General features: G+C 73.2%; 22 protein-coding genes. 9 read left to right on the top strand and 13 right to left on the bottom strand.

What is annotated here, in order from left to right:
• Positions 1–51 precede the first annotated feature (51 nt).
• A complete protein-coding gene (gene treY, locus ACWD0Y_RS22540) occupies positions 52–2,436 on the top strand; it encodes a malto-oligosyltrehalose synthase (RefSeq protein ID WP_450262106.1) in 2,385 nt (794 codons plus the stop codon).
• Between the two features lie 74 nt (positions 2,437–2,510).
• On the opposite strand, the gene ACWD0Y_RS22535 is transcribed toward treY, so the two are convergent.
• A complete protein-coding gene (locus tag ACWD0Y_RS22535) occupies positions 2,511–3,470 on the bottom strand; it encodes a LysR family transcriptional regulator (protein ID WP_450262105.1) in 960 nt (319 codons plus the stop codon).
• 86 nt (positions 3,471–3,556) lie between these two features.
• On the opposite strand from ACWD0Y_RS22535, the gene lpdA reads away from it, so the two are divergent.
• On the top strand, positions 3,557–4,969 hold the full coding sequence (lpdA, locus tag ACWD0Y_RS22530; protein ID WP_450262104.1) for a dihydrolipoyl dehydrogenase: 1,413 nt from the start codon (positions 3,557–3,559) through the stop codon (positions 4,967–4,969).
• Here the strand turns inward: lpdA and ACWD0Y_RS22525 are convergent.
• Both ACWD0Y_RS22525 and ACWD0Y_RS22520 read right to left on the bottom strand, forming a co-directional pair.
• Positions 4,935–7,169 carry an MMPL family transporter gene (locus ACWD0Y_RS22525; RefSeq protein WP_450262103.1) on the bottom strand — a complete coding sequence of 745 codons (2,235 nt, stop codon included), beginning with the start codon at positions 7,167–7,169 and terminating at the stop codon, positions 4,935–4,937. The genes lpdA and ACWD0Y_RS22525 overlap by 35 nt on opposite strands.
• Positions 7,170–7,298: 129 nt before the next feature.
• Positions 7,299–7,847 (bottom strand): FHA domain-containing protein, encoded by a 549-nt coding sequence (locus ACWD0Y_RS22520; RefSeq protein WP_450262102.1) that lies wholly within the window; start codon positions 7,845–7,847, stop codon positions 7,299–7,301.
• 183 nt (positions 7,848–8,030) lie between these two features.
• On the opposite strand from ACWD0Y_RS22520, the gene ACWD0Y_RS22515 reads away from it, so the two are divergent.
• Positions 8,031–8,981, top strand: coding sequence for a GNAT family N-acetyltransferase (locus ACWD0Y_RS22515; protein WP_450262129.1), 951 nt, complete (start codon positions 8,031–8,033; stop codon positions 8,979–8,981).
• 70 nt (positions 8,982–9,051) lie between these two features.
• Positions 9,052–10,809 carry a malto-oligosyltrehalose trehalohydrolase gene (gene treZ, locus ACWD0Y_RS22510; RefSeq protein WP_450262101.1) on the top strand — a complete coding sequence of 586 codons (1,758 nt, stop codon included), beginning with the start codon at positions 9,052–9,054 and terminating at the stop codon, positions 10,807–10,809.
• Between the two features lie 96 nt (positions 10,810–10,905).
• On the opposite strand, the gene ACWD0Y_RS22505 is transcribed toward treZ, so the two are convergent.
• A complete protein-coding gene (locus ACWD0Y_RS22505) occupies positions 10,906–12,048 on the bottom strand; it encodes an aminopeptidase P family protein (protein ID WP_450262100.1) in 1,143 nt (380 codons plus the stop codon).
• A 4-nt stretch (positions 12,049–12,052) separates the two neighbouring features.
• Positions 12,053–12,748, bottom strand: a complete 696-nt coding sequence (locus ACWD0Y_RS22500) for a nucleoside/nucleotide kinase family protein (protein WP_450262099.1) — start codon at positions 12,746–12,748, stop codon at positions 12,053–12,055.
• Positions 12,749–12,830: 82 nt separating this feature from the next.
• Here ACWD0Y_RS22500 and ACWD0Y_RS22495 point away from each other — a divergent pair, with 82 nt between their 5' ends.
• On the top strand, positions 12,831–13,859 hold the full coding sequence (locus ACWD0Y_RS22495; RefSeq protein ID WP_450262098.1) for a dipeptidase: 1,029 nt from the start codon (positions 12,831–12,833) through the stop codon (positions 13,857–13,859).
• 29 nt (positions 13,860–13,888) lie between these two features.
• On the opposite strand, the gene ACWD0Y_RS22490 is transcribed toward ACWD0Y_RS22495, so the two are convergent.
• Positions 13,889–14,371, bottom strand: a complete 483-nt coding sequence (locus ACWD0Y_RS22490; protein ID WP_450262097.1) for a MarR family winged helix-turn-helix transcriptional regulator — start codon at positions 14,369–14,371, stop codon at positions 13,889–13,891.
• 90 nt (positions 14,372–14,461) lie between these two features.
• Here ACWD0Y_RS22490 and ACWD0Y_RS22485 point away from each other — a divergent pair, with 90 nt between their 5' ends.
• Positions 14,462–14,872, top strand: coding sequence for an organic hydroperoxide resistance protein (locus ACWD0Y_RS22485; RefSeq protein ID WP_450262096.1), 411 nt, complete (start codon positions 14,462–14,464; stop codon positions 14,870–14,872).
• Positions 14,873–15,039: 167 nt separating this feature from the next.
• Here the strand turns inward: ACWD0Y_RS22485 and msrB are convergent, their stop codons facing one another.
• The 4 genes from msrB to ACWD0Y_RS22465 all read right to left on the bottom strand — a co-directional run bounded on the left by msrB (position 15,040) and on the right by ACWD0Y_RS22465 (position 18,319).
• Positions 15,040–15,444 carry a peptide-methionine (R)-S-oxide reductase MsrB gene (msrB, locus tag ACWD0Y_RS22480; RefSeq protein WP_093798453.1) on the bottom strand — a complete coding sequence of 135 codons (405 nt, stop codon included), beginning with the start codon at positions 15,442–15,444 and terminating at the stop codon, positions 15,040–15,042.
• An 11-nt stretch (positions 15,445–15,455) separates the two neighbouring features.
• On the bottom strand, positions 15,456–16,850 hold the full coding sequence (gene murC / locus ACWD0Y_RS22475; RefSeq protein ID WP_450262095.1) for a UDP-N-acetylmuramate--L-alanine ligase: 1,395 nt from the start codon (positions 16,848–16,850) through the stop codon (positions 15,456–15,458).
• Between the two features lie 43 nt (positions 16,851–16,893).
• A complete protein-coding gene (locus ACWD0Y_RS22470; RefSeq protein WP_450262094.1) occupies positions 16,894–17,364 on the bottom strand; it encodes an indole-3-glycerol phosphate synthase in 471 nt (156 codons plus the stop codon).
• Between the two features lie 172 nt (positions 17,365–17,536).
• The gene (locus ACWD0Y_RS22465; RefSeq protein ID WP_450262093.1) at positions 17,537–18,319 is read right to left on the bottom strand and encodes a pyrimidine reductase family protein; all 783 of its coding nucleotides are present in this window, start codon (positions 18,317–18,319) and stop codon (positions 17,537–17,539) included.
• Between the two features lie 37 nt (positions 18,320–18,356).
• On the opposite strand from ACWD0Y_RS22465, the gene zapE reads away from it, so the two are divergent.
• The 3 genes from zapE to ACWD0Y_RS22450 all read left to right on the top strand — a co-directional run bounded on the left by zapE (position 18,357) and on the right by ACWD0Y_RS22450 (position 21,429).
• Positions 18,357–19,451, top strand: coding sequence for a cell division protein ZapE (gene zapE / locus ACWD0Y_RS22460; RefSeq protein WP_450262092.1), 1,095 nt, complete (start codon positions 18,357–18,359; stop codon positions 19,449–19,451).
• 39 nt (positions 19,452–19,490) lie between these two features.
• Complete coding sequence (locus ACWD0Y_RS22455; protein WP_450262091.1) at positions 19,491–19,916, top strand: OsmC family protein; 426 nt, start codon at positions 19,491–19,493, stop codon at positions 19,914–19,916.
• A gap of 127 nt (positions 19,917–20,043) precedes the next feature.
• On the top strand, positions 20,044–21,429 hold the full coding sequence (locus tag ACWD0Y_RS22450; RefSeq protein WP_450262090.1) for an alkaline phosphatase PhoX: 1,386 nt from the start codon (positions 20,044–20,046) through the stop codon (positions 21,427–21,429).
• A 51-nt stretch (positions 21,430–21,480) separates the two neighbouring features.
• On the opposite strand, the gene ACWD0Y_RS22445 is transcribed toward ACWD0Y_RS22450, so the two are convergent.
• Genes ACWD0Y_RS22445 through ACWD0Y_RS22435 form a run of 3 tightly spaced genes read right to left on the bottom strand, consistent with a single transcriptional unit; the run spans position 21,481 to position 24,964 of the window.
• Positions 21,481–23,007, bottom strand: coding sequence for an ABC transporter ATP-binding protein (locus ACWD0Y_RS22445; protein WP_450262089.1), 1,527 nt, complete (start codon positions 23,005–23,007; stop codon positions 21,481–21,483).
• 5 nt (positions 23,008–23,012) lie between these two features.
• Complete coding sequence (locus ACWD0Y_RS22440; RefSeq protein WP_450262088.1) at positions 23,013–23,966, bottom strand: ABC transporter permease; 954 nt, start codon at positions 23,964–23,966, stop codon at positions 23,013–23,015.
• On the bottom strand, positions 23,963–24,964 hold the full coding sequence (locus ACWD0Y_RS22435) for an ABC transporter permease (RefSeq protein WP_450262128.1): 1,002 nt from the start codon (positions 24,962–24,964) through the stop codon (positions 23,963–23,965). The genes ACWD0Y_RS22440 and ACWD0Y_RS22435 overlap by 4 nt, the downstream gene beginning before the upstream one ends.
• Positions 24,965–24,970 lie beyond the last annotated feature (6 nt).

The following is a 24,970-nucleotide window of genomic DNA, read 5'->3' as shown; positions in this document are numbered from 1 at the left end:
GACGCATGGGCCGATGACACAGAAGCCCCCAATGCGGGTACGTACGTTCGCATGACGCCCACCGCCACCTATCGTCTGCAGCTCCATTCCGACTTCCCCTTCTCGGCCGCCGAGAAGGCGGTGCCCCATCTGGCCGCACTCGGGGTCTCACACCTGCATCTGTCCCCCGTGCTCGAAGCCGTGCCGGGCTCCCAGCACGGGTACGACGTCGTCGACCACGCGCGCGTGCGGGACGAGCTCGGCGGCGAACAGGGCCTGCGCGCGCTGTCCCGCACGGCCCGCGCGCATGGTCTGGGGCTGGTCCTGGACATCGTGCCGAACCACATGGCCGTACCGGCTCCGGAGAGCCTGAACAGGCCGCTGTGGGAGGTGCTCAGAGAGGGGCCCGCTTCGCCGTACGCCCGGTGGTTCGACATCGACTGGGAGGCGGGCGGGGGCAAGGTCCTCCTGCCCGTACTGGCGCACCGGATCGGCGACGAGCTGGAGGGGCTGACGGTCGACGGCGAGACCCTGCGCTACTACGAGCACGCGTTGCCGCTGCGCGAGGGCACCGCGGGGCTGCCGCTGCCCGAGCTGCTGGACGCCCAGTGGTACCGGCTCTCCTGGTGGCGGCTGGCGCGGACCGAGCTGAACTACCGGCGCTTCTTCACCATCTCGGAGCTGATCGGTGTCCGGGTGGAGGACCCCGAGGTGTTCGCCGCCTCGCACGCGAAGATCCTGGAGCTGGTACGGGACGGGGTGGTGGAGGGGCTGCGGATCGACCATCCGGACGGGCTCGCCGATCCCGAGACGTACCTGCGGCGCCTCGGTGATGCGGTCGAGGGCCGCTGGACGGTCGTGGAGAAGATCCTGACCGGTCCCGAGCGGCTGCCCGCCACGTGGCCGGTCGCGGGAACGACGGGGTACGACGCGCTGCACCGGATCGACGGTCTGTTCACCGATCCGGCCGGCACCGGCGAGCTGACCGGTCACTACCGTGATTTCGCGAGCCCCCCCGAAGACCGCGGCGGCTCCTGGGAAGCGACCGTACGACGGTCGGCGTACAAGGTGCTCACGCATGAGCTGGCCGCCGAGACCCGTTTCCTCGTCCGTACGGCCGAGCGGATCTGCGCCGCCGATCCCGCCCTGCGCGACTACGCTCCCTGGGCGCTGCGCACAGCCGTACGGGAACTGCTGGTGCGCGTTCCCGTGTACCGCCCTTACGTGACGGCGGGCGGGCCCTGTCCCGACAGCGCCGAGGCCGCTGTTCCGGTGGAGGCGGTGCGGCAGGCGAAAGCGGCGTTCGCGGTGCAGGAGGAGGCGGCGGCCGTCGACCTGGTGCGCGATCTGGCGCTGGGGAAGCTGGGCGGGGGGCCGGACCGCGCCGCGTTCTGCGCGCGGTTCGCGCAGACGGCTTCGGCGCTGCGCGCCAAGTCGGTGGAGGACACGGCCTTCTACCGGTACACGCCGCTGATCTCGGCGAACGAGGTGGGCGGCGACCCGGGGGCGCCCGGAGTGAGCCCGGAGGACTTCCACGCCTTCTGCACGCGCCTGGCGCGCGACTGGCCGGCGACCGGCACCGTGCTGTCCACGCACGACACGAAGCGCAGCGCGGACGTGCGGGCCCGGATCGCGGTGCTCTCCGAGTGCCCGCAGCGGTGGTCCCGGCTGCTGGAGCAGTTGTCCGGGGCCGGGGTCCTCGCCCCCGACCCGCATCTGGCGTGGACGGCGTGGCAGACGGCCCTGGGCTTCGGGGAGCCCGACGGGGAGCGGCTGACGGCCGCGCTGCTGAAGTCCGTACGGGAGGCGGGGCTGCACACCAGCTGGACCGAGCAGGACGCGGCGTACGAGCAGGCGGTGGCCGACTTCGTGGCGGCGGGCCCCGCGGGGCCGCCGTTCGAGACGGTGGCGGAGTTCGCGCGGGAGCTCGGTCCGTACGTACGGGCCAATGTGCTCGGGGCCGCCCTGCTGCATCTGACGATGCCGGGGGTGCCGGATCTCTACCAGGGCACGGAGCGGGAGTTCCGCGCCCTGGTGGACCCGGACAACCGGCGCCCTGTCGACTTCACGCCCCTCGCCGCGGACGGCGACGGCCTGTCCGGCCTGTCCGCGGAGAAGTACGCCGTCACGGTGGCCGCGCTGGGGCTGCGGAGCGGGCGCCCCGAGGTCTTCGGCGAGTCGGGTACGTACACACCGCTCACGGCCGTGGGCCCGGCGGCCGGCCACTGCGTGGCGTTCTGCCGTTCGGGCGAGACCGTCACGGCCGTCACACGGCTGTCGTTGCGGCTCGCGGAGGCGGGCGGCTGGCGGGACACGGAGCTGGTGCTGCCGGAGGGCCGGTGGGCGGATGTGCTGGAGCCGACGGGGCGGGGGTTCTCGGGAACGGTGCGGGTGGCGGAGCTGTTCGCGACGCGTCCGGTGTCGCTGCTGACCCGCGCGGGGCGGGAGGAACCGTAGGAACGGGCGTGCCCGGCGGGGCTTCTCCCCGGCCCGCCCTTCCCGGACCCGGGGCGCTGCCCCGGACCCGCTCCTCAGTCGCCGGAGGGGCTCGGTGTGAGCCCTTCCGGCGACTGGGGGCACGCCTGCCCCGGTGGAGCCAGGGGCTTCCCGTACGGCCACGATGCGCAGAGCAGACCGGCGAACGCCGCCGCCGCTCCCGTGAGCTCGACGCGGGAGAAGACCGTCAGAGCGCGCCGCCAGGGCGGGTCGGCCGGAAGGACGACGCAGTCCTCGCCCACGGCGCCCCGCACGACGTGCGAGGGCGCCGTGGCGACGCCGACACCGGCCGCGGCCATGCGGACCGCCGTCGAGGTGTGCTCCGTGCGGACCGCCGTGCGCGGCACGAAGCCCGCTTCCGCGCAGGCCCAGTCCAGGAACCGCTGCCCGTCGACCACCGCCTCCATCGCGCACCGCACCCAGGTGCGGTCGGCCAGTTCCGCCAGGCGTACCGACGTACGTCCCGCGAGGCGGTCGTCGAAGGCGACGACCAGTACGATCTCCTCCTCGCCGACCGGCACCACGGGGCCCTGCCACCGGGGCGGCGGGGCCGGGCCCACCGCGAGGTCGGCGACGCCCCGCTCCAGCTGCTCCTCCAGCTCCTCGGTCGTCGCGTACTCGCGCAGGACCAGGGCGACGTCCGGGTGTGCGCGCCGCCAGCGGGCGAAGACGTCGGGCAGGATGCCGACGGCCACGGAGTGGAGGGTGGCGATGTGCAGCTCGCCGCCCTCGGCCCCGGCGGCGGCCCTGGCGGCGCGCCGGGCCTGGACGGCGCTGCGCACCGCGAGTTCGGCGTGCGGCAGGAAGGCGCGGCCCATCGCGGTCAGACGTACACCGCGCGCCATGCGTTCCAGCAGCGCGCCGCCGACTGACTTCTCCAGGGCCTTGATCTGGTGCGAGAGGGCCGGCTGCGTGACGTGCAGGAGTTCGGCGGCCCGGGTGAAGGACTCCTCCTCGACGACCGTCACGAAGTACTCCATCTGCCGCAGGCTCACCCGGCGTTCCTCCCATGAAGGATGTGCATGGCTTTCAGAGAAACATTGCCTTGGACTCATGGCAAGAGCGGTCGCAGGGTGGTCCCATGACGGAGAATCATGAAACAGATGTGATCGTGATCGGCGGCGGGACCGGCGGCTACAGCACCGCTCTGCGCGCCGCGTCCCTCGGCCTCGAAGTCGTCCTGATGGAACGGGACAAGGTGGGCGGCACCTGCCTGCACCGCGGCTGCATCCCCAGCAAGGCGATGCTGCACGCCGCCGAACTCGTCGACGGCATCACCGAGGCGCGGGAGCGGTGGGGCGTGAGGGCGACGCTCGATTCCGTGGACTGGCCGTCCCTGGTGGCCACCAGGGACGACATCGTGTCCCGCAACCACAAGGGCGTCGAGGGTCACCTCTCGCACGCGGGGGTGGAAGTGGTGCGCCGGAGCGCCGTGTTGACAGGTCCCCGGAGCGTACGGGTCGAGGGCGTCGCCGGTACGTTCGGCGCGCGCCGGGGCATCGTCCTGGCGACCGGGTCCGCACCCCGTACGCTGCCGGGCCCGGCCCCGGACGGGAACCGCGTCGTCACCAGCGACGACGCGCTGTTCGCACCCGGGCTGCCGCGGTCCGTACTGGTCCTCGGCGGTGGGGCGATCGGTGTGGAGTACGCCTCGTTCCACCGCTCCATGGGCGCCGAGGTCACCCTGGTCGAGGCCGCCGACCGGCTCGTACCGCTCGAGGACGCCGACGTCTCGCGCCACCTGGCGCGCGGTCTGAAGAAGCGCGGCATCGATGTGCAGGTGGGCGCGCGGCTGCTGGACGCGACCGTGCTCGACGACGGGGTACGGGCCGAGGTCCGCACCTCGCGCGGCGAGACGCGCACCGTCGAGGCCGCGCGGCTGCTGGTCGCCGTGGGCCGCGCACCCGTGACCGACGGCCTCGGCCTGGCGGCGGCCGGGACGGCCACCGACGCGCGCGGATTCGTCGCGCCCGCCGACTGGTCCCGGCTGGAGACCGCCGTGCCCGGCCTCCATGTGGTCGGTGACCTCCTGCCGCCGCCCTCGCCCGGCCTGGCCCACGCCTCGTTCGCGGAGGGGCTGCTGGTGGCCGAGACGCTGGCGGGCGTCGCCTCGCCGCCCGTGGACTACGCGGCGGTCCCCCGGGTCACGTACTCCTCGCCGCAGACCGCGTCGGTCGGTCTGAGCGAGGCCGAGGCGCGGGGCCGCGGCCACGACGTCGTGGTCAACACCATGCCCCTGACCGCGGTGGCCAAGGGCATGGTGCACGGTCAGGGCGGCCTGGTGAAGGTCGTCGCCGCGCGCGGCGGGCAGGTCCTCGGCGTCCACCTCGTGGGACCGAACGTCTCCGAGATGATCGCCGAGAGCCAGCTGATCGTCGGCTGGGACGCCGAGCCCTCCGACGTCGCCCGCCACATCCACGCCCACCCGACGCTCTCGGAGGCGGTCGGTGAAACCTTCCTCACCCTCGCCGGCCGGGGCCTGCACCAGCAGTAGCGGGGCGGCCCGGTTCACCGGACGGCCGGACGGAGGCCGGCGCGGAGTTCCGCAGGGGCCACCAGCAGCGGTCGCCGAGCAGCGCCATCGCCGACGGCAGGATCAGCGCCCGCAGCACGATCGCGTCGAAGAGCACCGCCACCGTGAGGCCCACGGCGATCTGCTTCATCTCGACGCGGTCGATGAAGAGGAAGCTGACGAAGACCGACACCATGATGACGGCGGCGCTGGTGACGACACTCGCGGAGCCCGTGATCCCGTCCACCACGGCCTCCCGGGTCGGTGTGCCGCGCCGCACGGCCTCCTTGATGCGGCTGACCACGAAGATCTGGTAGTCGGTGGAGAGCCCCACCAGGATGGCGAACACCAGCAGCGGCGTGCGCGATCCGACGAACCCGGTGGACTCGAAGCCGAGCAGTCCCTCGGCCCAGGTGCCCTGGAAGACCAGCGTCAGTACGCCCCAGGAGACCGTCACCGCCGCCAGGTTGAGCAGCACGCTCAGCACGGCCATGACGACGGAGCGGAACGCCACGTACATGATGGCGAGCGTCGCCAGGGACACGAAGAGGATCACCCAGGGCAGCCGCTTCTCCTGGTGTGCCGCGTAGTCGGCGCCGTAGGCGATCTCGCCGCTGACGGCGGTCTCGGTGCCGGGCACCTTGCCGACGGTCGCCGGTACGAGCTCACCGCGCACCAGCGCCAGGGAGCGGTCCGCCCCGGCGGAGTTCTCGGCGTACGGGACGGGGAGGGTCAGCATCGCCGTGCGCCCGTCCTGCGAGGTGCGCAGCCGCGGCGCGGCGCCGCCGTCCCGGGCGAAGAGTTCGTTGCCGGCCGTCCGGTCCGCGAGCCTTCGCAGGGCGGCCTGCGCCTCGTCCGCGTGGGCGGCGTCCGACCGTACGAGGACGAGGTGCGCGGTTCCGTCGGCCGGGTAGGCGGCCGTCAGCCGGTCGTACGCCGCCACGGCGGGCACGCTGTCGGGGAACGTGTCCTTGCCCTCGGTACCGAGCTTCATGGTGAGGGTGGGCAGGGAGAGAGCGGCCGTGGCGGCGAGTCCGGCGAGCAGCGTGACGAGCGGCCTGCGCATGACCGGCCGCAGCAGGGCGGACCACATCCGGCTCTGCCGCGGAGCGCCGGCCGCACGGCGCCCGCCCCCGCGGCCGTCCGTGCGGTGACCCAGCTTGGCGAGCAGCGCGGGCAGTACGGTCAGCGATCCCGCCACCGCGACGAGGGTGACCAGGATCGCCCCGGAGGCGATCGACGAGAAGATCACGTCGTCCATCACGTAGAGGCCGCCGAGCGCGACGGCGACCGCCAGGCCCGAGTCGACGACGGCGCGCCCCGAGGTGGCCGCGGCCAGTTCGACGGCGGCGGCGTGGCTGATGGCGCCGCCCGTGCGCTCGCGTTCCTCCCTGGCGCGCTTGAGGTAGAAGAGCGAGTAGTCGACGCCGACCGCCATGCCGAGCATGAAGATGACGCTGAGCGCCGCGCCGCCCGCGTCGGGGGTGATCCAGGACGCGAGACCGTAGAGGCCCACCGCTCCGGCGAAGGCGAAGAGGGCGAGCAGCACCGGGATGCCGGCCGCCAGAACCGATCCGAAGACGGCGAGAAGGATGAGGAAGGTGACCGGCAGGCTGATCGCCTCGGTGCGCTGGAGGTCCTTGCCCTGCTGGTCGTTGACCCCGTTGGAGACCGAGGCGCTGCCGGTCTGTTCGATCCGCAGGTCCCGGTGGTCCCTCTGTACGGCCCCGGTCTGCTCCAGCAGCGCGTCGACGTCCTCCTTGGCGGTCTCCTTGTCGCCGCGCAGGGTGACGGCGACCATGAGCGCGGAGCCGTCCGCCGCGGCCTTCGGCGCGGCGACGGAGACGACCGCGGGGAGGGCCTTCATCCGCCGCTGCACGTCGCGGGCGGCGTCCTCGGCGGCAGTGGCGTCCTCGGCGCCGAGCTTCCCGGTCCCGCGCTCCGCCGTGATCAGCACCCGCTCGACGGGCGCGGGGGTGAGGCCGGCGCCGGCGGCGACGGACTCGGCCCGGCCGGCCTCACCGATCCAGAAGTCGGAGAACTGCCCCTTGTTCGTGCCCACCGCGCTGCCCGCGCCGACGCACACGACCAGGAACACCAGCCACCCGGCGATGGCCCGCCACGGATGCGTGGCGCACCATCGCGCGATTCCGACCGTGATCGGCTGTCTGCTGCCGGCCATTGTGGTTCCCTCCCCAGGACGCTGTCCGCTTCTTGATCAGCGTCCTCTCCGGGGCTCCTCCGGTCACTGGTACCAGCCGTCGGGTCTTCCTGCGGTTAACCCCACCCCTGACCTGCGGCCGGCCTCAGCTCAGCGCGCGGCGAGCCGGAAGGCCATCTGTCCGAAACTCACCTGGTCCCCCTCCCGCACCAGGACGGTCCCCGTGACCCGGCGTCCGTTGACGGACGTCCCGTTGGTCGAGCCGAGGTCGCGCAGGACCCACATGCCGCCCTGGACGGACAGTTCGGCGTGCACGCGCGAGACCGTGTCGTGGCTGAGCCGCAGTCCGTTCGCGGGGTCGCGTCCGATCCTCAGGGGGTACGGTCCCGGCTCGGGGAACAGCAGCTTCGGCAGCCGCTCCGACTGCCACGCCCTGCGCAGCCGCACCGTGAACGCCGACGCCCGCTCCACCGCGCGGAACAGCCCCTGCGACCACCGGCCCTCGGTCTCCAGGTCGGCGGTGAGCACGGCCAGTTCGTCGGACCTGCGGGCGACGAGGGCGAGTTCCATCCGGCGCAGGAAGGTGTCGTGCGACAGCTTTCCCTGCGCCGCGCCCTCCCTGAGCCTCCCGAGAACACGGTCGCGCTCGGCGTCGGAGGGCCGGGCGGGATACGCGGGGAACTCGAAGGAGGACGTCACAGAGGTGATTGTCGGGCCGACCGAGCACAGGTGTCCAGAAGAACGGTTCATCCCGTACGACCTGACCTGCGCGGACCCTTTCCGCGGGCGCTGGTGCCGGGATATCTCCGGGCCCGGCCCGATGATCATTGCTACTGTCTGCGGACTCGCACGCCACATCACCGGGGGACGGGCTTGACCGCCATACCGCAGGACCAGGAACTGACCCTACGACCGCTCTCCGGGCCGGAGGAGCTCGGTCTCTTCCGTGAACTCGCGTACGTCCTCGACCACGAGCTCGACGACGACCTCGCCACCGGGCTCCGCCGTCCCGAGTGGATGTGGGTGGCGCTGCGCGGCGGCCGGGTGCTGGCCCGCGTCTCCTGGTGGACCTCCAGGCCCGGCGAACCGCCGTGCGCCCTGGACTTCTTCGACCTGGACGACACGCTGCCCGGGCCCGAGCGCGGCGAGATCGGTCTGCGTCTCCTGGAGACGGCGTCGGCCGCCGTCCTCCCGGCCGGCGCGCCGCGTCCCGAGTACGGCAGGTTCGTTCCGCCCGACTGGCGCGACGACGCGGTGGCCCGCGACGTGGTCGAAGCACGGATGAACGTCCTGGAGAAGGCCGGCGCGCGGCTGCTCGTCGAGCGCCTGCGTCTCGAATGGCGCCCCGGCACCCCGGTCCCCGAGCCCACCGGCCGGCTGGCGTTCCGGCCCGCGAACGACCAGGAGGAGCTCATCGCGCTGATGACGCTGGTCCTGGAGGGCACGCTCGACGCGCACAGCCGGGCCGACCTGGCGTCGGGCCTCAGCGCACGGGAGGCCGCCGAGCAGCAGTTCGAGGAGGAGTTCGCGAATTGCGCGTCACCGCGCGAGTGGTGGCGGATCGCCGAACTCCCCGGCGGCGCCCCCGTCGGTTTCGTCATCCCGGCCCGCAACAACTACCACCACACCATCGCGTACATCGGTGTCGTGCCGGCCCACCGCGGCCACGGGCACATCGACGACCTCCTCGCCGAGGGCACGCGCGTTCTCGCCGCCCAGGAGGTGCCCCGCATCCGCGCGGCGACGGACCTCGCCAACGTTCCGATGGCCAGGGCGTTCGAGCGCGCCGGATACGTCAACTTCGAGCGCGCGGTCAACATGACGTGGAGCTGACGATTTACCGGCGGATCATGCCCGTCTGACGCACCATGGGTGGCGGCATCGTCGACGAGAGGGGCCGCCAGTGCTGTTCGAGGTGTGGGCGCCGAAGGCCGAGCGGGCAGAGCTTCGGCTGGCGGGCGAAACGTACGCCATGGAGCGCGATCCGGTACGCGAAGGGTGGTGGACGGCCGAGGCCGACGCGGGCGCGGACGCGCGTTACGGCTTCTGCCTGGACGGCGGTCCCGTACTGCCCGACCCGCGCTCGCGCCGCCAGCCGGACGGGCCCGACGGCCTCAGCGCCGTCGTGGACCACAACGCCCATGAGTGGCGGACGGCTTGGACGGGCGGCGCTCCGCTGGCGGGCGCGGTCCTCTACGAGCTGCACGTCGGTACGTACACCCCCGAGGGCACCTTCGACGCCGCCGCACGGCGGCTCGGCCATCTGGCGGAGCTGGGCGTCACCCATGTCGAGCTGATGCCCGTCTGCCCGTTCCCCGGAACGCACGGCTGGGGGTACGAGGGTGTGTCGCTGTGGGCCGTGCACGAGCCGTACGGCGGCCCCGAAGGGCTCAAGCGCTTCGTCGACACGGCGCACGGCCTCGGTCTCGGCGTCGTGCTCGACGTCGTCCACAACCACCTCGGCCCCTCCGGCAACTACCTGCCCCACTTCGGCCCGTACTTCACGGACACCCACCACACGCCCTGGGGCTCGGCGGTCAACCTCGACGCACCCGGGTCCGACGAGGTACGCGCGTACCTGCTCGGCAGCGCGCTCGCCTGGCTGCGCGACTACCGTCTCGACGGACTGCGGCTCGACGCGGTCCACGCCCTCGCCGACACGCGCGCGCTGACCTTCCTCGAAGAGCTGTCCGCGGCCGTCGACGCGCTCTCCGCGGAGGTGGGCAGGACGCTCTTCCTGATCGCCGAGTCCGACCAGGGGGACCCGCGCACGACCGCCCCGCGCGAGTCGTGGGGGCTGGGTCTGCACGCTCAGTGGAACGACGATTTCCACCACGCCCTGCACACCGCTCTGACCGGTGAGTCCCAGGGGTACTACGCCGACTTCGCCCGTGCCCCTCTCGGCGCGCTCGCCAAGACGCTGAACCAGGTGTTCTTCCACGACGGTACCTACTCGACGTTCCGGGGACGCGTTCACGGACGTTCCGTGGACCGCACGAAAACCGCCGCGCACCGCTTCCTCGGGTACTCCCAGACCCACGACCAGGTCGGCAACAGGGCCCTGGGGGACCGGCTTTCCGCCACCCTCTCCCCCGGGCTGCTCGCCTGCGCCGCCACGCTGGTCCTCACCGGTCCGTACGTCCCGATGCTCTTCATGGGCGAGGAGTGGGCGGCCCGCACCCCCTGGCAGTTCTTCACCGACCACACCGACCCGCAGCTCGCGCAGGCCGTACGGGAGGGCAGGAGGCGGGAGTTCGCCTCGCACGGATGGGCGGCGGAGGACATCCCGGACCCGCAGGACCCCCGCACCAGGGAGCGCTCCTGCCTGGACTGGTCCGAGCAGGAGCACGAGCCGCACGCGCGCGTGCTGGCCTGGTACCGCGAGCTGATCGCGCTGCGCCGGGAGCGGCCCGACCTCTGCGACCCGGACCTGGCGGCGGTCAAGGTCGCGTACGAGGAGAGCGCGCGCTGGCTGGCGTACCGGCGCGGCGACATCCGCGTCGCGGTGAACCTGTCGAAGGAGCCCGTCACGATCGGCCTCGGCCGCAACGGCCGCAGCACCGTACTGGCCGCCTGGGAGCCGGTCGACGCGCCGGGCCCCGACGGGCTGCTGCACCTGCCGCCCGAGTCCTGTGTCGTACTGGGCCCCGACGCCGCCTGACCCCGGCCCCGCGGTGCGCACGGGGCACGCGGCGCACAGGGCCACGACAGCGGCCGAACACCGGCCGGCGTCGGCAGACGCCGGCCGGCAGCGGTCTCAGCCGACGACGGCCATCTCGCGCGCGGTGGTGTTGAGACGGCGCCCGCCGTCCTCCGTGACGGTCACGATGTCCTCGATCCGCACGCCGAAGCGCCCGGGGAGGTAGATGCCGGGCTCGACGGAGAAGCACATGCCGGGCACGAGCGGCTGCCGCTCGCCCTCGATCATGTACGGCGGTTCGTGCGTGGTCACGCCGATGCCGTGTCCGGTGCGGTGGATGAACCGTTCGCCGTACCCGGCCTCGGTGATGACCGCGCGCGCCACCCGGTCCACCTCCTGGCAGGCGATCCCGGGCCGCACCGCCTCGAACGCCGCCTGCTGCGCCTGACGCACGACGTCGTGGACGCGCTGCTCCTCGGCGCTCGGGGCGCCGACATGGACCGTACGGGAGGTGTCGGAGCCGTAACCGTGCTTGAGGCCGCCGAAGTCGAGGACGACCATGTCGCCCTGCTCGATGACGCGCTCGCCCGCCTCGTGGTGCGGGTTCGCACCGTTCGGGCCGCTGCCGACGACCGTGAAATCCACCTGCTCGTGCCCGGACCGCGTGAGGAGACGGGCCAGTTCCGCGGCCACCTCCGTCTCGCGCCGTCCGGAGAAGCGGACCTTGACGATCTCCTCGTACGCCGCGTCCGCGGCCGCGCCCGCCGCTTCGAGACGGGCCAGTTCGGCCGCGTCCTTGACGGCCCGCAGCATGGGCAGGGCGGCGGTCAGCGACACGTACGAGGTGCCCGGCAGGATCTGCTGGAGGCCGAGGAGGTGCATCGCCCAGGTGTTGTCGCTGACCGCGAAGCGACCGCCGGCGTCGAGGAGCGGCGCGGTGACCGCGTAGGGGTCCTTGCCGTCCGTCCAGTCGCGCAGGGTGAGCGCGGCGGCTCCCGCGGCCCGCTCGGCGTCCGGCGCCTCCAGGGTGGGCACGACGAGCACCGGGTCCTGTTCCACGGACAGGACGAGCAGCGTCAGCCGTTCGGTGGTCGCGGTGGGCCGGTAGCCGGTGAGGTGGACCAAGTCGGGTCCGGGGGCGACGAGTACGCCGTCCAGACCGGCGTCGGCGGCCGACCGGGCCGCGCGGGCCATGCGGGCACGGTAGTCGTCTGCGGTGAAGGGCGCGGGCACGGACGCGGATGAGGAGGCGGATGACATGGCCTCATCCTGCCCGGCGCCCGGTGCCCTCGCTACCCGGTTGCGGGACGCCGTCCGGTCGCGGGGCGGCGCCCGGGGCGAAGGCGACGACCAGGTCGGCGCGGTCCCGGCCGGGGGCGACCAGGCGGGCGTTCGCCTCGTCCGAGGCGTGGACGAAACGCTCGGCGGCCGGGCGGGGCTTGCCGAACCGTTCGTGCCGGTCGACGAGACGGCGTACCCGCTCGTCCTGGTCGAGTTCCAGGAACCACGCCTCGTCGAGCAGGTCCCGCACGCTCGCCCAGGGCCCCTCGTCGAGCAGCAGGTAGTTGCCCTCGGTGACGACGAGCGGTACGTCCCGCGGGCCCGGCACCGCGATGCTGCCCGCCACGGGTTCCTCGATCGTCCGGTCGAACGCGGGCGCGTAGACGACGGCGTCCGGCTCCTCGGGGGAGCGCAGCCTGGTCAGCAGGGCGGCGTAACCGGCGGCGTCGAAGGTGTCGGGGGCGCCCTTCCTGTCCGTACGCCCGAGGCGTTCCAGCTCGGCTCCGGCGAGGTGGAAACCGTCCATGGGGACGAGTACGGCCAGTCCGCCGAGGCGGTCGACGAGGTGCGCGGCGAGCGTGGACTTGCCGGCCCCCGGCGCCCCGGCGATGCCGAGGACGCGGCGGTGGCCGGGGACGGCGAGACGGCGGGCGCGGTCGACGAGGCGGTGCGGTTCCATGCGGGCCATTGTCGCGGCGGAGCCCTCCGCCCGTTCCGGAACCCGTGTACAGGACCGGCTGCCGCCCGTAGCATCCGGCCACGTGTCCTCTCACGAACTGCACCACCGCGCCGTCGTGGCCGATGCCCACAACGACCTCCTCCTGGCGGTCACCGCCCGGCCGCCGCGTCGCTGGGCGGCCTTCTTCCGCGAGCGGTGGCTGCCGCAGTTGCGCGAGGGCGGCGTGGATCTCCAGGTGCTGCCGGTCTTCATCGAGGACGGCTTCCGCCCGGAGGGCGCGCTCCGCGAGACCCTGCGCATGATCGAGTGCGCCCACACGCTCGCCGAGGGCAACGCGGACGAGGTACGGCTGTGCCTGGACGGCGCCGGCATCGACGCGGCACTGGCCGAAGGGAGGATCGCCCTGGTCCTGGCGCTGGAGAGCGCGCCCGGCATCGACGCGAACGTGGAGCTCTTCCCGACGCTCCACCGCCTGGGCGTACGGATCGCCTCCCTCGCCCACTGGGGCCGTACGCCGCTGGCCGACGGCAGCGGCGAGGACGCCACCGGGTCCCGCCTCACCGCGGCGGGCGTCGAGGCCCTCGCCGAGATGGAGCGCCTCGGCATCCTCTTCGACGTGTCGCACCTGAGCGCGTCGGGCGTCGCCCACGTCCTGGAGCTGGCCACCCGCCCCGTCCTGGCCACCCACTCCTCCGCCCGCGCCCTGCGCGTCCACCACCGCAACCTCACCGACGCCCAGCTCCGGGGCATCGCCGCGACGGGCGGCACGGTGTGCGTGAACTTCCTGCCGGAGTTCCTGGCCGACGACCCTGCCGCGTGCACGCTGGACCGGCTGGTGGACCACATCGTCCACATCACCGGGGTGGCCGGCGCCGACCACGTGGGCCTGGGCCCGGACTTCATCCAGGAGGTCGTCGGCGACATCACCCCGCCGTGCTGCGAGTCCGACTACGGCTTCCCCTGGTCGCTCCCCGGCATCGAGGGCCCGCGCGGCCTGCCCCTGGTGACGGAGGCGCTGCTGTCCAGGGGCGTGCCCGGGGCGACCGTCCGCAAGATCCTCGGCGGCAACCTCCTCGACCTGTTCCGCAAGGAACTGGGCCGCCCGAACTAGCCCCGGACCAGCCCCGCATCAGCCCCGGACTAGCCCTGGGCCTCGTCGAGAGCACTGGTCAACCGCCCCAGAAGCCCTTGAAGGCCGAGGACCTCATCGACCGAAAGGCCCGTCGCGGCAAGGATCTTGCGCGGTACCGGCAGCGCCCGTTCGCGCATCTCCTCGCCCGCTTCCGTAAGCCGGACCGTCACGGAGCGCTCGTCGGCGGCGCTCCGCTCGCGGCGCACCAGGCCGGCGGTCTCCAGCCGCTTGAGCAGCGGGGAGAGCGTGCCGGAGTCGAGGCGCAGCTGCTCGCCGATCGCCTTGACGGGCTGCGGGCCGTGCTCCCACAGCACCAGCATGGCCAGGTACTGGGGGTACGTGAGGCCGAGATCCTTGAGCGCGTCGCGGTAGACGCCGCCGAAGGCGCGCGAGGCCGCGTGCAGCGAGAAGCAGACCTGGTGGTCGAGGCGGAGCAGCTCCGTGTCGGACACGGCGGGGAGCGTCGGGCCGGTGGCCGGTGAAGGCGTCATGGGCCCAGAGTAACCTCCCGGCCCAATTAAGTTGTGCACAACTAAATCGTGTGCAACTATTTGAGCCTCCCGACGGAACGAGGACACCCCATGAACGCGCTCTACACCGCTGTCGCCACCGCCAACGGCCGCGAGGGCCGCACTGTCAGCTCCGACGGCCAGATCGACCTCGCCCTCGCGATGCCCCCGGCCCTCGGCGGCGACGGCCGGGGCACCAACCCCGAGCAGCTCTTCGCCGCCGGGTACGCCGCCTGCTTCGCCAGCGCCATGGGCGCGGTCGCGCGCCGGATGAAGGTCGAGACCAAGGACGTCTCGGTGACCGCCGAGGTCTCCATCGGCAAGGACGACACGGGCTTCGGGCTCGCGGTCGTGATGCGCGTGGAGCTGCCGGACCACCTGGCGGGCGAGACGGGCCGTCAGCTCGTCGAGGCGACCCACGCCTACTGCCCGTACTCGAAGGCCACCAGCGGCAACATCGAGGTCGAGCTCGTCATCGAGTGACACCGGCGCGCTTCGCCCGCGCGCGTACGCCGCGCCGGGACCGCCCCCTCCCCCGCCGCCCGGCCCGGCTTCCTCCCGTACGCCGCCCGGGCCGGCCGGCCGTTCACGCCGACGCGCCCCGCACCACCGGATCGAATCCGGGGTACGGGGCGCGTCGGCGTGTCGGGTCAGGCGTCGGGGGTCAGCCGCAGCGAGATCGAGTTGATGCAGTACCGCTGGTCCGTCGGGGTCGGGTAGCCCTCGCCCTCGAAGACGTGGCCCAGGTGCGAGCCGCACTTCGCGCAGCGGACCTCCGTGCGGACCATGCCGTGGGAGGTGTCCGAGACCAGTTCGACCGCGTCCGTGTCCTTCGGGTCGTAGAACGACGGCCAGCCGCAGTGCGACTCGAACTTCGTGTCCGAGCGGAACAACTCGGCGCCGCACGCCCGGCAGGAGTAGACCCCGGTCGTCCTGGTGTCCGTGTACTCACCGACGAAGGCGGGCTCCGTGCCGGCCTGGCGCAGCACGGCGTACTCGGCGGGGGTCAGCTCCGCTCGCCACTGCTCGTCGGTCTTTTCCACGTCGTACGACATGCTGCGCTCCCTCAGTTCGACAAGCGGTCGAGGATCTGCGGGCCGAGGTCCGTCACGTCACCCGCGCCCATCGTGAGAACAAGATCGCCCGGCTTCGCCATTCCCGCGATGACGTCCGGGACCGTCGCCTTGTCGGAGACCGGCGTCACGTCGGCGCCCGCCGCACGCGCCGCGTCGATGATGAGCGTGCTGGTGATGCCGGGGATCGGGTCCTCGCGCGCCGGGTAGATGTCGAGGACGACCGAGGCGTCCGCGAGGGCCAGGGCCTGGCCCATCTCGGTGCCCAGCTCCTGGGTGCGGGAGAAGAGGTGGGGCTGGAAGACGACGAGCAGGCGTGCGTCGGACGCCGCGCCGCGCATGGCCGCCAGGTCGGCGGTCATCTCGGTCGGGTGGTGGGCGTACGAGTCGATGACCTGCACGCCGTTCGCCTCGCCCTTGAGCTGGAGGCGGCGCTTGACGCCGGTGTACTTGCCGAGGGCGGAGGCCAGGTTGTGCGCCGGGATGCCGAGCGCGACACCCGCCGCCAGCGCCGCGACCGCGTTGTGGGCGTAGTGGCTGCCGGGGACCGAGACCGTGAAGGTGAGGTAGCGGCCGTCGAGGACGACCGTGACCTCGCTGGTCAGGCCGCGCGGGGTGACCTTGTGGACGCGTACGTCGGCCGACGGGGAGTCGCCGTACGTGACGATCTTCAGGGTCGAGAGGTCGCGGAGGCGGGACGTCAGTTCCACGGCGCCGGGCTGGTCCGCGGAGATGACGAGGGTGCCGCCGGGGACGACCTTGCCGACGAACGTCTCGAAGGAGTCGTAGATCTCGTCCATCGAGGCGTAGTTCGCGTGGTGGTCCAGCTCGACGTTGAGGACGATCGCGACCTCGGGGTCGTACTTCTGGAAGCTGCGGTCGCTCTCGTCCGCCTCGGCGACGAAGATGTCGCCGGCGCCGTGGCGGGCGTTCGTGCCCGGGCCCTCCAGGTCGCCGCCGATGGCGTACGAGGGGTCCAGGCCCAGCTCGGTCAGGGCCACGGCCAGCATCGAGGTCGTGGTCGTCTTGCCGTGCGTGCCGGCGACGGCGATCGCCCGCGCGCCGCCCATCAGCGAGGCCAGCGCGTCGGAGCGGTGCACGACGGGGATGCCGAGCTCGGCGGCGCGGACCAGCTCCGGGTTGTCGGAGCGGATGGCGCTGGAGACGACGACGCAGGTCGCGTCGGAGGCCAGGTGTCCGGCGGCGTGGCCGATGTGCACCGTGGCGCCCAGCGCGCGCAGGGACTCGGCGGTGGCGGACTCGCGTGAGTCGCTGCCCGCGACCCGGGCGCCGCGCTGGGCGAGGATCTTCGCGATCCCCGACATTCCGGCGCCGCCGATGCCGATGAAGTGCGGTCGGTCCATGGCGGTGGGAAGGCCGGGTGCCATACGTGTGTCTCCCATAAGTGCGACGTGTGAGCGGTGCCCCAGCCTATTCGTTGTGGGAGAAGAGCTTGAGCACCGGTACGCCGACCTTGTGGCGGGCCCGCGAGGCCCAGTCCCGGTGGAAGAACTCCTCGACGTAGTGCGGCGCGGTCAGGACGATCACCTCGTCGGCCCCCGTCTCGGCCACGACCGACTTCAGGAGGTCCAGGGGATGCTCCGCGACGACCTGGCCCACGGCCTCGTGCCCCCGGGCACGCAGCGCCTCCAGGGTCACCTCCAGGCCGCGCTGCGCGAGGGGCTTCGCCTCCTCGCCCCGGGGCTTGTCGGGCTCGCGGACCGCTTCGTCGACCCTGCCCAGCGCCACGTCGTCGATGGCGCGCAGGAGCACGTCCGCCTGGTCGCCGCGGGGCTGCATCAGGACGACGAAGGAGACGCCCTCGTCAGCGTGAAGGGTGCTGACGAATTCCACGTCGACGGACGACAGGGGCTTCTCGATCATCAATACGCTCGTGAACACGACGGGCGCCCTTCTCTTCTTCTTGGGCTCTTCTTCTCGGGACGGCGCTCCTGGATGGCGCCGCCGGCCCCCTGCGGAAACCATCCTTCCCCGTGCCCGCACGGGGTCTGCGTAAGCACGTGAGTAAGCGTGTCCGGCGGAAACTGGGCGGAACGGAACATTCCGCCCACTGTCAGGTCCGACGGTACTGGGTGAAAAGGAACCCGGCCTCCTCCAGTACGGACGCCAGTGCGAACCGTTGCGGAACCGCCACTCCCGGCCCGTCCGCGATCCGCTGCGCGCGGCCGGCGGTGAGCACGGGCGAGACGGTGAGACAGAGCTCGTCGAGCACTCCGGCCGTGACGAACTGCGCGAGCAGCCGCGGCCCGCCCTCGGTCAGCAACCGGGTCATCCCCCGCTCCGCCAGCGCCTCCACCGCGCGCGACGGATCCACCGCCGCGCCGTCCCCCACGACCAGGACCTCGGCCCCGGCCTCCCTGGCCGCGCGGATCCCGTCGAGGGGCGCCGTGGCGCCGGTCAGCACCAGGGTGGGGACGAGGGGCGAGGTGAAGAGCGGAAGGGAGAAGTCGAGGTTCAGGCTCGCGCTGACCACCGCGATCGCGGGCGCGGGGCCCTGTCCCGCCGCTTCCCTGCGCGCCGCGAAGGCGTCGCGCGCGCGGGCCGGCCGGTACCCCTCCAGGCGTACCGTTTCCGCACCGACGACCACCACGTCGGCGAGCGCCCGCAGCGTGCCGAAGATCCGCATGTCGGTGTCGGAGGAGATCGGCTGCGAGCGGCCCTCGTGCTGGGCGGCCCCGTCGAGCGAGGAGACCATGTTGGCCCGCAGCCAGGCTCCCGACGGGCCGCGCTCCTTCGGATACGCGTAGGCGTCGGCCAGCTCGTCGAGTCCCCACTCGCCTCCGGCGGCGGAGGCGGGGGAGAGTGTCTCGTCGGTCACAGGGAACAGGCGTCGCATGTCGTGCAGTGTGGCACGGAGCCTAGACTTGAGCCCCGTGTCGTCCTCCACCGCCGCTCATGGGTCCGCTCCCATAGCCGAAGCGGCCCCTCTGTCCCTGTGCGCACGCGAGCCGCACGTCCCCGCCGACCGCCTGGTCGCCGAGATGGTGCCGCCGCCGCGCTTCGACTCGGTGCGCTTCGATACGTACGTACCGGACCCGAACCAGCCGAGCCAGACCGAGGCGGTCCGGGTGCTGAGCGCCTTCGCGGCCGGTCTCGGCGGGGCCGCGGCGGACGGGGACAAGCGGCGCTGGTTCGGTTTCGCGAAGAAGCCCGCCGCGCCCGCCGCGCCGCGCGGCGTCTACCTCGACGGCGGGTACGGCGTCGGCAAGACCCACCTCCTCGCCTCCCTCTGGCACGCCACGCCCGCGCCCCGCGAGCTCAAGGCCTTCGGCACCTTCGTGGAGCTGACGAACCTGGTCGGCGCGCTCGGCTTCCAGCAGACCGTGCAGACGCTGAGCGGGCACCGTCTGCTGTGCATCGACGAATTCGAGCTCGACGACCCGGGCGACACGGTGCTGGTGTCCTCGCTGCTGCGCCGGCTCGTCGAGGCGGGCGTCGCGCTCGCCGCCACCTCCAACACCCTGCCCGGCAAGCTCGGCGAGGGCCGCTTCGCCGCCGTCGACTTCCTGCGCGAGATCCAGGGCCTGTCGGCCCACTTCCGGCCGCTGCGCATCGACGGCGAGGACTACCGCCACCGCGGGCTGCCCGAGGCCCCTCCGCCGTACTCCGACGCGGAGGTCACCAAGGCGGCGTACGCCACCGGGGGAGCCAGCCTCGACCACTTCCCCCTGCTGCTCGACCACCTCGCCAAGGTCCACCCGAGCCGGTACGGGGCGCTCACGGACGAGGTGCGGGCGGTCTGCCTGACCGACGTGCGCGCGGTGCCCGACCAGTCGACGGCGCTGCGGCTCGTGGTGCTCGCCGACCGGCTGTACGACCGGGAGGTGCCGGTGCTGGCCTCCGGACTGCCGTTCGACCGGCTGTTCAGTGAAGAGATGCTGAACGGCGGCTACCGGAAGAAGTACTTCCGGGCGATCTCCCGGCTGACCGCGCTGGCGCGCGACGCGAAGGGCTTGATCGCGCAGTAGGTTGGCCCTGGATCACCGTCCGCGAGAAGGGCTTTCGAAATGGCTGCAACGCGTCAGGCACACAGCGTCTGGGAAGGCGACCTGTTCAAGGGCAAGGGCACCGTGACCCTCGATTCGTCCGGCATCGGGGAGCACCCCGTCTCCTGGCCGGCCCGTACCGAGGAGCCGAACGGCATGACCAGCCCCGAGGAGCTGATCGCCGCCGCCCAGTCCAGCTGCTACAACATGGCGTTCTCCAACGTCCTCGCCAAGGCGGGCACCCCGCCGAACCGCCTGAACACCAAGGCCGAGGTCACCTTCGTGCCGGGCGAGGGCATCACCCGGATCCACCTCACCGTGCAGGGCGAGGTGCCGGGCATGGACGAGGCGGCGTTCGTCAAGGCGGCCGAGGAGGGCAAGGCGAACTGCCCGGTCAGCCAGGCTCTGGCGGGTACGACGATCACGCTGAGCGCGTCCCTCGTCTGACCCGGGCACACGCGTCGGGCTGACGCGCCGCACGAGGCGGTGTGGCCCGCATGGTTCACGTGAGATCACTTGCGTGCTACACACGTGCGGGTCACACGTTTCCTGTCCGCCAGCAGGGAGAGACCTCATGCCTGAAACAGCTTCGTCCTCCGCGTCCCGCCGACAGGTTCTGGCCCGCGCGGGCGCCATCGGCGTCGGCGTCGCGTTCGCCGGCTCGGTGTCGGAGATCTTCGCCGGCACGGCCGCCGCCCAGGGGCTGGGCCGCCGCGGGTACGGACCGCTCGTGCCCGACCCGGACGGGCTCCTCGACCTGCCCGAGGGGTTCCGCTACAAGGTCCTCTCACGGGAGGGCACGCCCCTGCGTTCGGGTGAGGGCGCCGTCCCGGGCAATCACGACGGGATGAGCGCCTTCCGGGGCCGTCACGGCCGAGTGCACCTCGTCCGCAACCACGAGAACCGCCACAGCGCGAAGCTCGGCGTACCGACGGTCGAGGGCCTGACGTACGACCCGGCCGCCAAGGGCGGCTGTACGGCGCTCGCGCTCGACGGGCGCAACAACGTGCTCGGTGAGCGTGTCGCCATCGCCGGTACGGCCGTCAACTGCGCGGGCGGGCCCACCCCGTGGAACACGTGGCTCACCTGCGAGGAGAACGAGGACAGGGCCGGCACCAACGGCTACACCAAGGACCACGGCTTCGTCTTCGAGGTCGACCCCGTCGACCCGCACCGCTCCGGCGCCGTCCCGCTCACCGCGATGGGCCGCTTCCAGCACGAGGCGATCGCCGTCGATCCGAAGAGCGGCATCGTGTACGAGACCGAGGACGCGTTCGACCGGCCCTTCGGCCTCTTCTACCGCTTCCTGCCCGAGAAGCCGCTGGGCGGCACCGGCTCGCTGCGCGCGGGCGGCGCGCTGGAGGCGATGCGCGTTCCGGGCCTGCCGGACCTGTCGGCGGTCCAGGAGACCGGTGCGAGCTTCGGCGGCGTCGAATGGGTGCCCGTACCGGACCCGCTGGCCAGGCGGACGCCGATCCGGCTCCAGGACTTCGGCCGCAAGGGCGTCACGCACGCCCAGAAACTGGAGGGCTGCTACTGGGGCGACAAGGCGGTCTACTTCGTCTCCAGCTTCGCGCGCAGCTCGGAGGGGTCGGCGGCGGACCACTTCGGGCAGGTGTGGAAGTACGAGCCCCAGAAGCGGCGCCTCACTCTGGTCGTGGTCTTCGGCCCGAGTACGGACATCCAGCTGCCCGGCGAGTCCCCCGACAACATCTGCCTCGCGCCCCGCGGCGGCCTGATGGTGTGCGAGGACGGCAACGGCGCGCAGCACGTGTACGGACTGACGAAGCGCGGCGAGGTGTACGCGATGGCGCGCGGCCGGCAGAACATCGGCACGCCCGAGGAGCCCGAGTGGGGCGAGTTCGCGGGCGTCACCTTCTCGCCGGACTGCTCGACGATGTACGTGAACTGCTACACGCCGGGCACGACGTTCGCCGTGACGGGCCCGTTCGACGACTGAGCCGGGCGGAGGCCGGGTGCGCGGCGGGTGCGCGGCGGGTGCCGAGGGCGGTCACCGGGCGATCCCCGCCCCCAGGACCTGCCGGGTCGGGCCCGACTCGACGGCCCGGCCTCCGGACAGCACGAGCAGGGTTTCGGTGCGGCTCGCGACCAGGCGCAGGTCGTGGCTGATGAGGACCAGGGCGAGGCCGCGGCTTTCCCGCAGGTCTTCGAGCAGGTCCATGACCGAGTCCGCGGTCCTGTCGTCGAGGGCCGAGGTCACCTCGTCGCAGACCAGTACGTCGGGGTCGGCCGCCAGCGCGCGGGCTATGGACGCGCGCTGGCGCTGACCGCCGGAGAGTTCGTGCGGGTAGCGGTCCGCGAAGCCGGCGGGCAGGCCGACGTGGGCCAGCAGCTCCAGGACGCGGGCCGGGGCCTCGCGGCGGCCGGCCCGCCGGTGCAGGCGCAGCGGGCGGCCGAGCGTCTCGCCGACGGTGCGGCTGGGGTTGAGTGTGCCCAGCGGGTCCTGCGGTACGAACTGGAGGCGCCGGCGCTGTTCACGGGTACGGGCGTGGGCGGCGGGGGCCAGGCGTACCCCGTCGAGGGTGACGGTGCCGCCGGTCGGACGGTGGAGTCCGACGACGGCGCGCACGAGGGTGGTCTTGCCCGACCCGGAGGGGCCGACGATGCCCGCGCTGGCTCCGGCGGTCACGGTGAGGCCGACGCCGTGGAGGACGGGGACGCCGCGACCGCCTCGCGTGAAAGCCGCGTGGAGCCCTGACACCGAGAGCCTCGGCCCGGCTTCGGGGAGCGGCCGGGAGGCGGCCGGACTCGGGGCTGCCGGGCGCGGGGCGGGCAGTGGCGTGGCGGACGCCGGTACGACGAGCGGTGGCACGGCCGCGTCCGGGGAGAGGTCCACGACGTCGTCCGCCAGGCGGGCGACCAGGTCCGTGTCGTGGCAGGACATGGCGACGGCGAGGCGGTGATGGGCCGCCAGGTGCCGCAGCAGCTCGGCGATCTCGTCGCGCAGCTGCGGGTCGAGCCCGGCGGTCGGCTCGTCGAGGAGCAGTACGGCGGGGCGCCTGGCCAGCGCCCTGGCCAGCGCGACCCGGCGCTGCTGGCCCCCGGAGAGCTCTCCGGGACGGCGCCCCTGGAAGGCGCGGTCCGTGGGCAGCCGGACCTCGGCGAGCAGCGCGCGGACCGCGTCGGGGCCACGGTCGACGGCGACTTCGGCGAGCAGTCTGCGCACCTTCATCCGCGGGTTGAGTCCGGAGCCGGGGTCCTGGCCGAGGTAGGCCACGCGGTGGCGGCGCAGGGCGCGCAGCGCGGCCGGCGCGAGGGACAGGACGTCCTGCCCGAGCGCCTCCACCCGGCCGCCGGTGCGCCGGGCCCCCGGCGGCAGCACGCCGGTCACGGCCCGCAGCAGCGTGGTCTTGCCGCAGCCGGACGGGCCGGTGAGCGCGGTGACGCGGCCTGGGCGCACCTCCAGGCTGCCGCCGTCCAGGAGCAGACGGCCGTCCGGTGCGACGACGGTCAGGCCGCTCACCTCCACCGCCGTCCCGGAGGAGGGCACCTGGCCCTCGGGGTACCACTGGGGCATGTGGTTCACAGTGCGGTCACCGCTTTCCTGCCGGTCCGCGGAACGAGCGCCGAGGCCGCGAGGTTGACGCTCATGGCGAGGAGGCCGATGGCGATGCTGGGGGCCAGGACCGCCCAGGGGTTGAGGACGATGCCGCCCGCGTTCTCCCGGATCATCAGCGCCCAGTCGGCGGCGGGCGGCTGGGGGCCGACCTGGAGGAAGCCGGCGGTGGCGACGATGTAGACGGCGGCGACGAAGCGCAGTCCGAAGAGGGCGAGCAGGGTGGCGCGCAGGTTGGGCAGGACCTCGCGTACGACGAGGTGCCACAGCCGTTCGCCGCCGGCCGCGGCGGCTTCGATGTAGCCGGAGGCCGCGACGGGCGCCGCCGCGCCGGACACGAGGCGCACCGCGTAGGGCACGCCCATCACCACGGCGGCGGTGATCACGGCGTACCGGCCGCCGCCGGGCCAGGACAGCGCGATGAGGAGGATGCCGAGTACGGCGGGCAGCAGCATGAGGACGTCCGCGGCGCGTTCGACGACCCGGCCGACGGCCGGGCGCAGGGCGCCGACCGCGCCGAGCAGCGCGGCGGCGGCCGTGACGAGGACGGCGACGAGGAGCGAGGTCGCGATGAGCTCGCGCCCGCCCGCGAGGAGGCGGGTGAGTACGTCGCGGCCGAGCTGGTCGCCGCCGAGCGGGGCCCCGCCGCCCGGTTCGGCGTACGGGGCGGTCACCGGGATGTCGATGGCGTGCGGCGCGAGCCACGGCCCGACGGCGGCGAGGGCGACGAGCAGCAGCGCGGGAAGGACGCGCAGGACGACACCCTTGCGGGGACGGCGGCGCGGTACGGCCCGTGCGAGCCGGGACCGGCCGGCGGCGGGCGGGGGCTGCGCCGCCGCGTCCGGGCGGGCCGGGGTGTCCGGGAGCGCCGGTTCCGGAGTGGAGCCCGACGAGGCCGGTGGTTTGCGGGCGGCGGTCATGTGCGGCCTCCGGACGCCCAGGCGCGTACGAGATCGGCGAGCAGCAGTACGCCGGTGATGACGGCGCCCGTGACGGCGACGACCCCGGCGACGACCGGGCTGTCCCGGTCGGCAACGGCGCTCGCCAGCACCGAACCGATGCCCGGGTAGTTGAAGATGGTCTCCACCACGACGGCCCCGCCCAGCAGCATGCCGGTCGAGGTGGCGATGCCCGCCGCGATGGTGGGCGCGGCGCCGGGCAGCAGGTGGTGGGTGAAGACGCGGTGGCGCGGCAGTCCGTCGATCACGGCGGTCTCCACGTGCGGGGCCTTGGCCTCGTCGGCCAGGGCGGCGCGCACGATGCGCGTGTTCCAGCCGATCTGCGGGACCGCCAGGGCCAGTACGGGCAGGACGAGCATCTGCCAGGAGGCGGGCGATCCGTCGGTGCCGGTGAGGGTGACGGCGGGCAGCCAGCCGGTCCACAGCGCGAAGACGAGGACGAGGGCGACCGCGACGACGAATTCGGGCAGCGCGAGGATGCCGGTGGCCGTCGCCGAGACCGCCCGGTCCGTACTGCCGCCGGGCTTGAGCGCGGCCCAGCAGCCCAGGCCGAGCGAGACGGCGAGGGTGACCAGCAGGGCGAGCCCGCCGAGGAGCAGGGTGTTGGGGAACGGGCCGGAGAGCAGGCCGGCGACGGATTCGCCGCGGGCGGACGTGCCGAGGTCACCGGTGGGCAGACCGGTCATCCAGTCGGTGAAGCGGCTGAGCACGGGGCGGTCGAGACCGAGGAGTTCGCGCCGCCGCGCGAGGTCGGCCGCGCTCTCCCCGCGCTCCGAGGTCGCGTCGGCGGCGTCGCCCGGCAGGAGTTCGACGGCGGCGAAGACGGCGGCGAGCAGTACGGCGAGCAGCAGCGCCCGGCGGGCGAGCAGCGCGAGCAGGCCGCCCACCCGCCGCGCCCCGGCCGGCACGGGGGCGCTTCCCCCGGTACGGCGTACCACTTCGTCGAGCAGCTCGTCGATCCGTTC

It is taken from the genome of Streptomyces altiplanensis (assembly GCF_053591575.1).
This window is presented reverse-complemented; position numbering and strand designations above follow the sequence as displayed.

Bases quoted from the DNA above. Each gene is read 5' to 3' on its own strand.
- ACWD0Y_RS22525 (WP_450262103.1), bottom strand. From the start codon at position 7,169: ATGGCCGGCAGCAGACAGCCGATCACGGTCGGAATCGCGCGATGGTGC.
- lpdA (WP_450262104.1), top strand. From the start codon at position 3,557: ATGACGGAGAATCATGAAACAGATGTGATCGTGATCGGCGGCGGGACC.
- ACWD0Y_RS22505 (WP_450262100.1), bottom strand. From the start codon at position 12,048: ATGTCATCCGCCTCCTCATCCGCGTCCGTGCCCGCGCCCTTCACCGCA.
- murC (WP_450262095.1), bottom strand. From the start codon at position 16,850: ATGGCACCCGGCCTTCCCACCGCCATGGACCGACCGCACTTCATCGGC.
- ACWD0Y_RS22465 (WP_450262093.1), bottom strand. From the start codon at position 18,319: ATGCGACGCCTGTTCCCTGTGACCGACGAGACACTCTCCCCCGCCTCC.
- msrB (WP_093798453.1), bottom strand. From the start codon at position 15,444: ATGTCGTACGACGTGGAAAAGACCGACGAGCAGTGGCGAGCGGAGCTG.
- ACWD0Y_RS22450 (WP_450262090.1), top strand. From the start codon at position 20,044: ATGCCTGAAACAGCTTCGTCCTCCGCGTCCCGCCGACAGGTTCTGGCC.
- treY (WP_450262106.1), top strand. From the start codon at position 52: ATGACGCCCACCGCCACCTATCGTCTGCAGCTCCATTCCGACTTCCCC.
- ACWD0Y_RS22440 (WP_450262088.1), bottom strand. From the start codon at position 23,966: ATGACCGCCGCCCGCAAACCACCGGCCTCGTCGGGCTCCACTCCGGAA.
- ACWD0Y_RS22500 (WP_450262099.1), bottom strand. From the start codon at position 12,748: ATGGAACCGCACCGCCTCGTCGACCGCGCCCGCCGTCTCGCCGTCCCC.
- ACWD0Y_RS22485 (WP_450262096.1), top strand. From the start codon at position 14,462: ATGAACGCGCTCTACACCGCTGTCGCCACCGCCAACGGCCGCGAGGGC.
- ACWD0Y_RS22445 (WP_450262089.1), bottom strand. From the start codon at position 23,007: ATGCCCCAGTGGTACCCCGAGGGCCAGGTGCCCTCCTCCGGGACGGCG.
- ACWD0Y_RS22490 (WP_450262097.1), bottom strand. From the start codon at position 14,371: ATGACGCCTTCACCGGCCACCGGCCCGACGCTCCCCGCCGTGTCCGAC.
- ACWD0Y_RS22455 (WP_450262091.1), top strand. From the start codon at position 19,491: ATGGCTGCAACGCGTCAGGCACACAGCGTCTGGGAAGGCGACCTGTTC.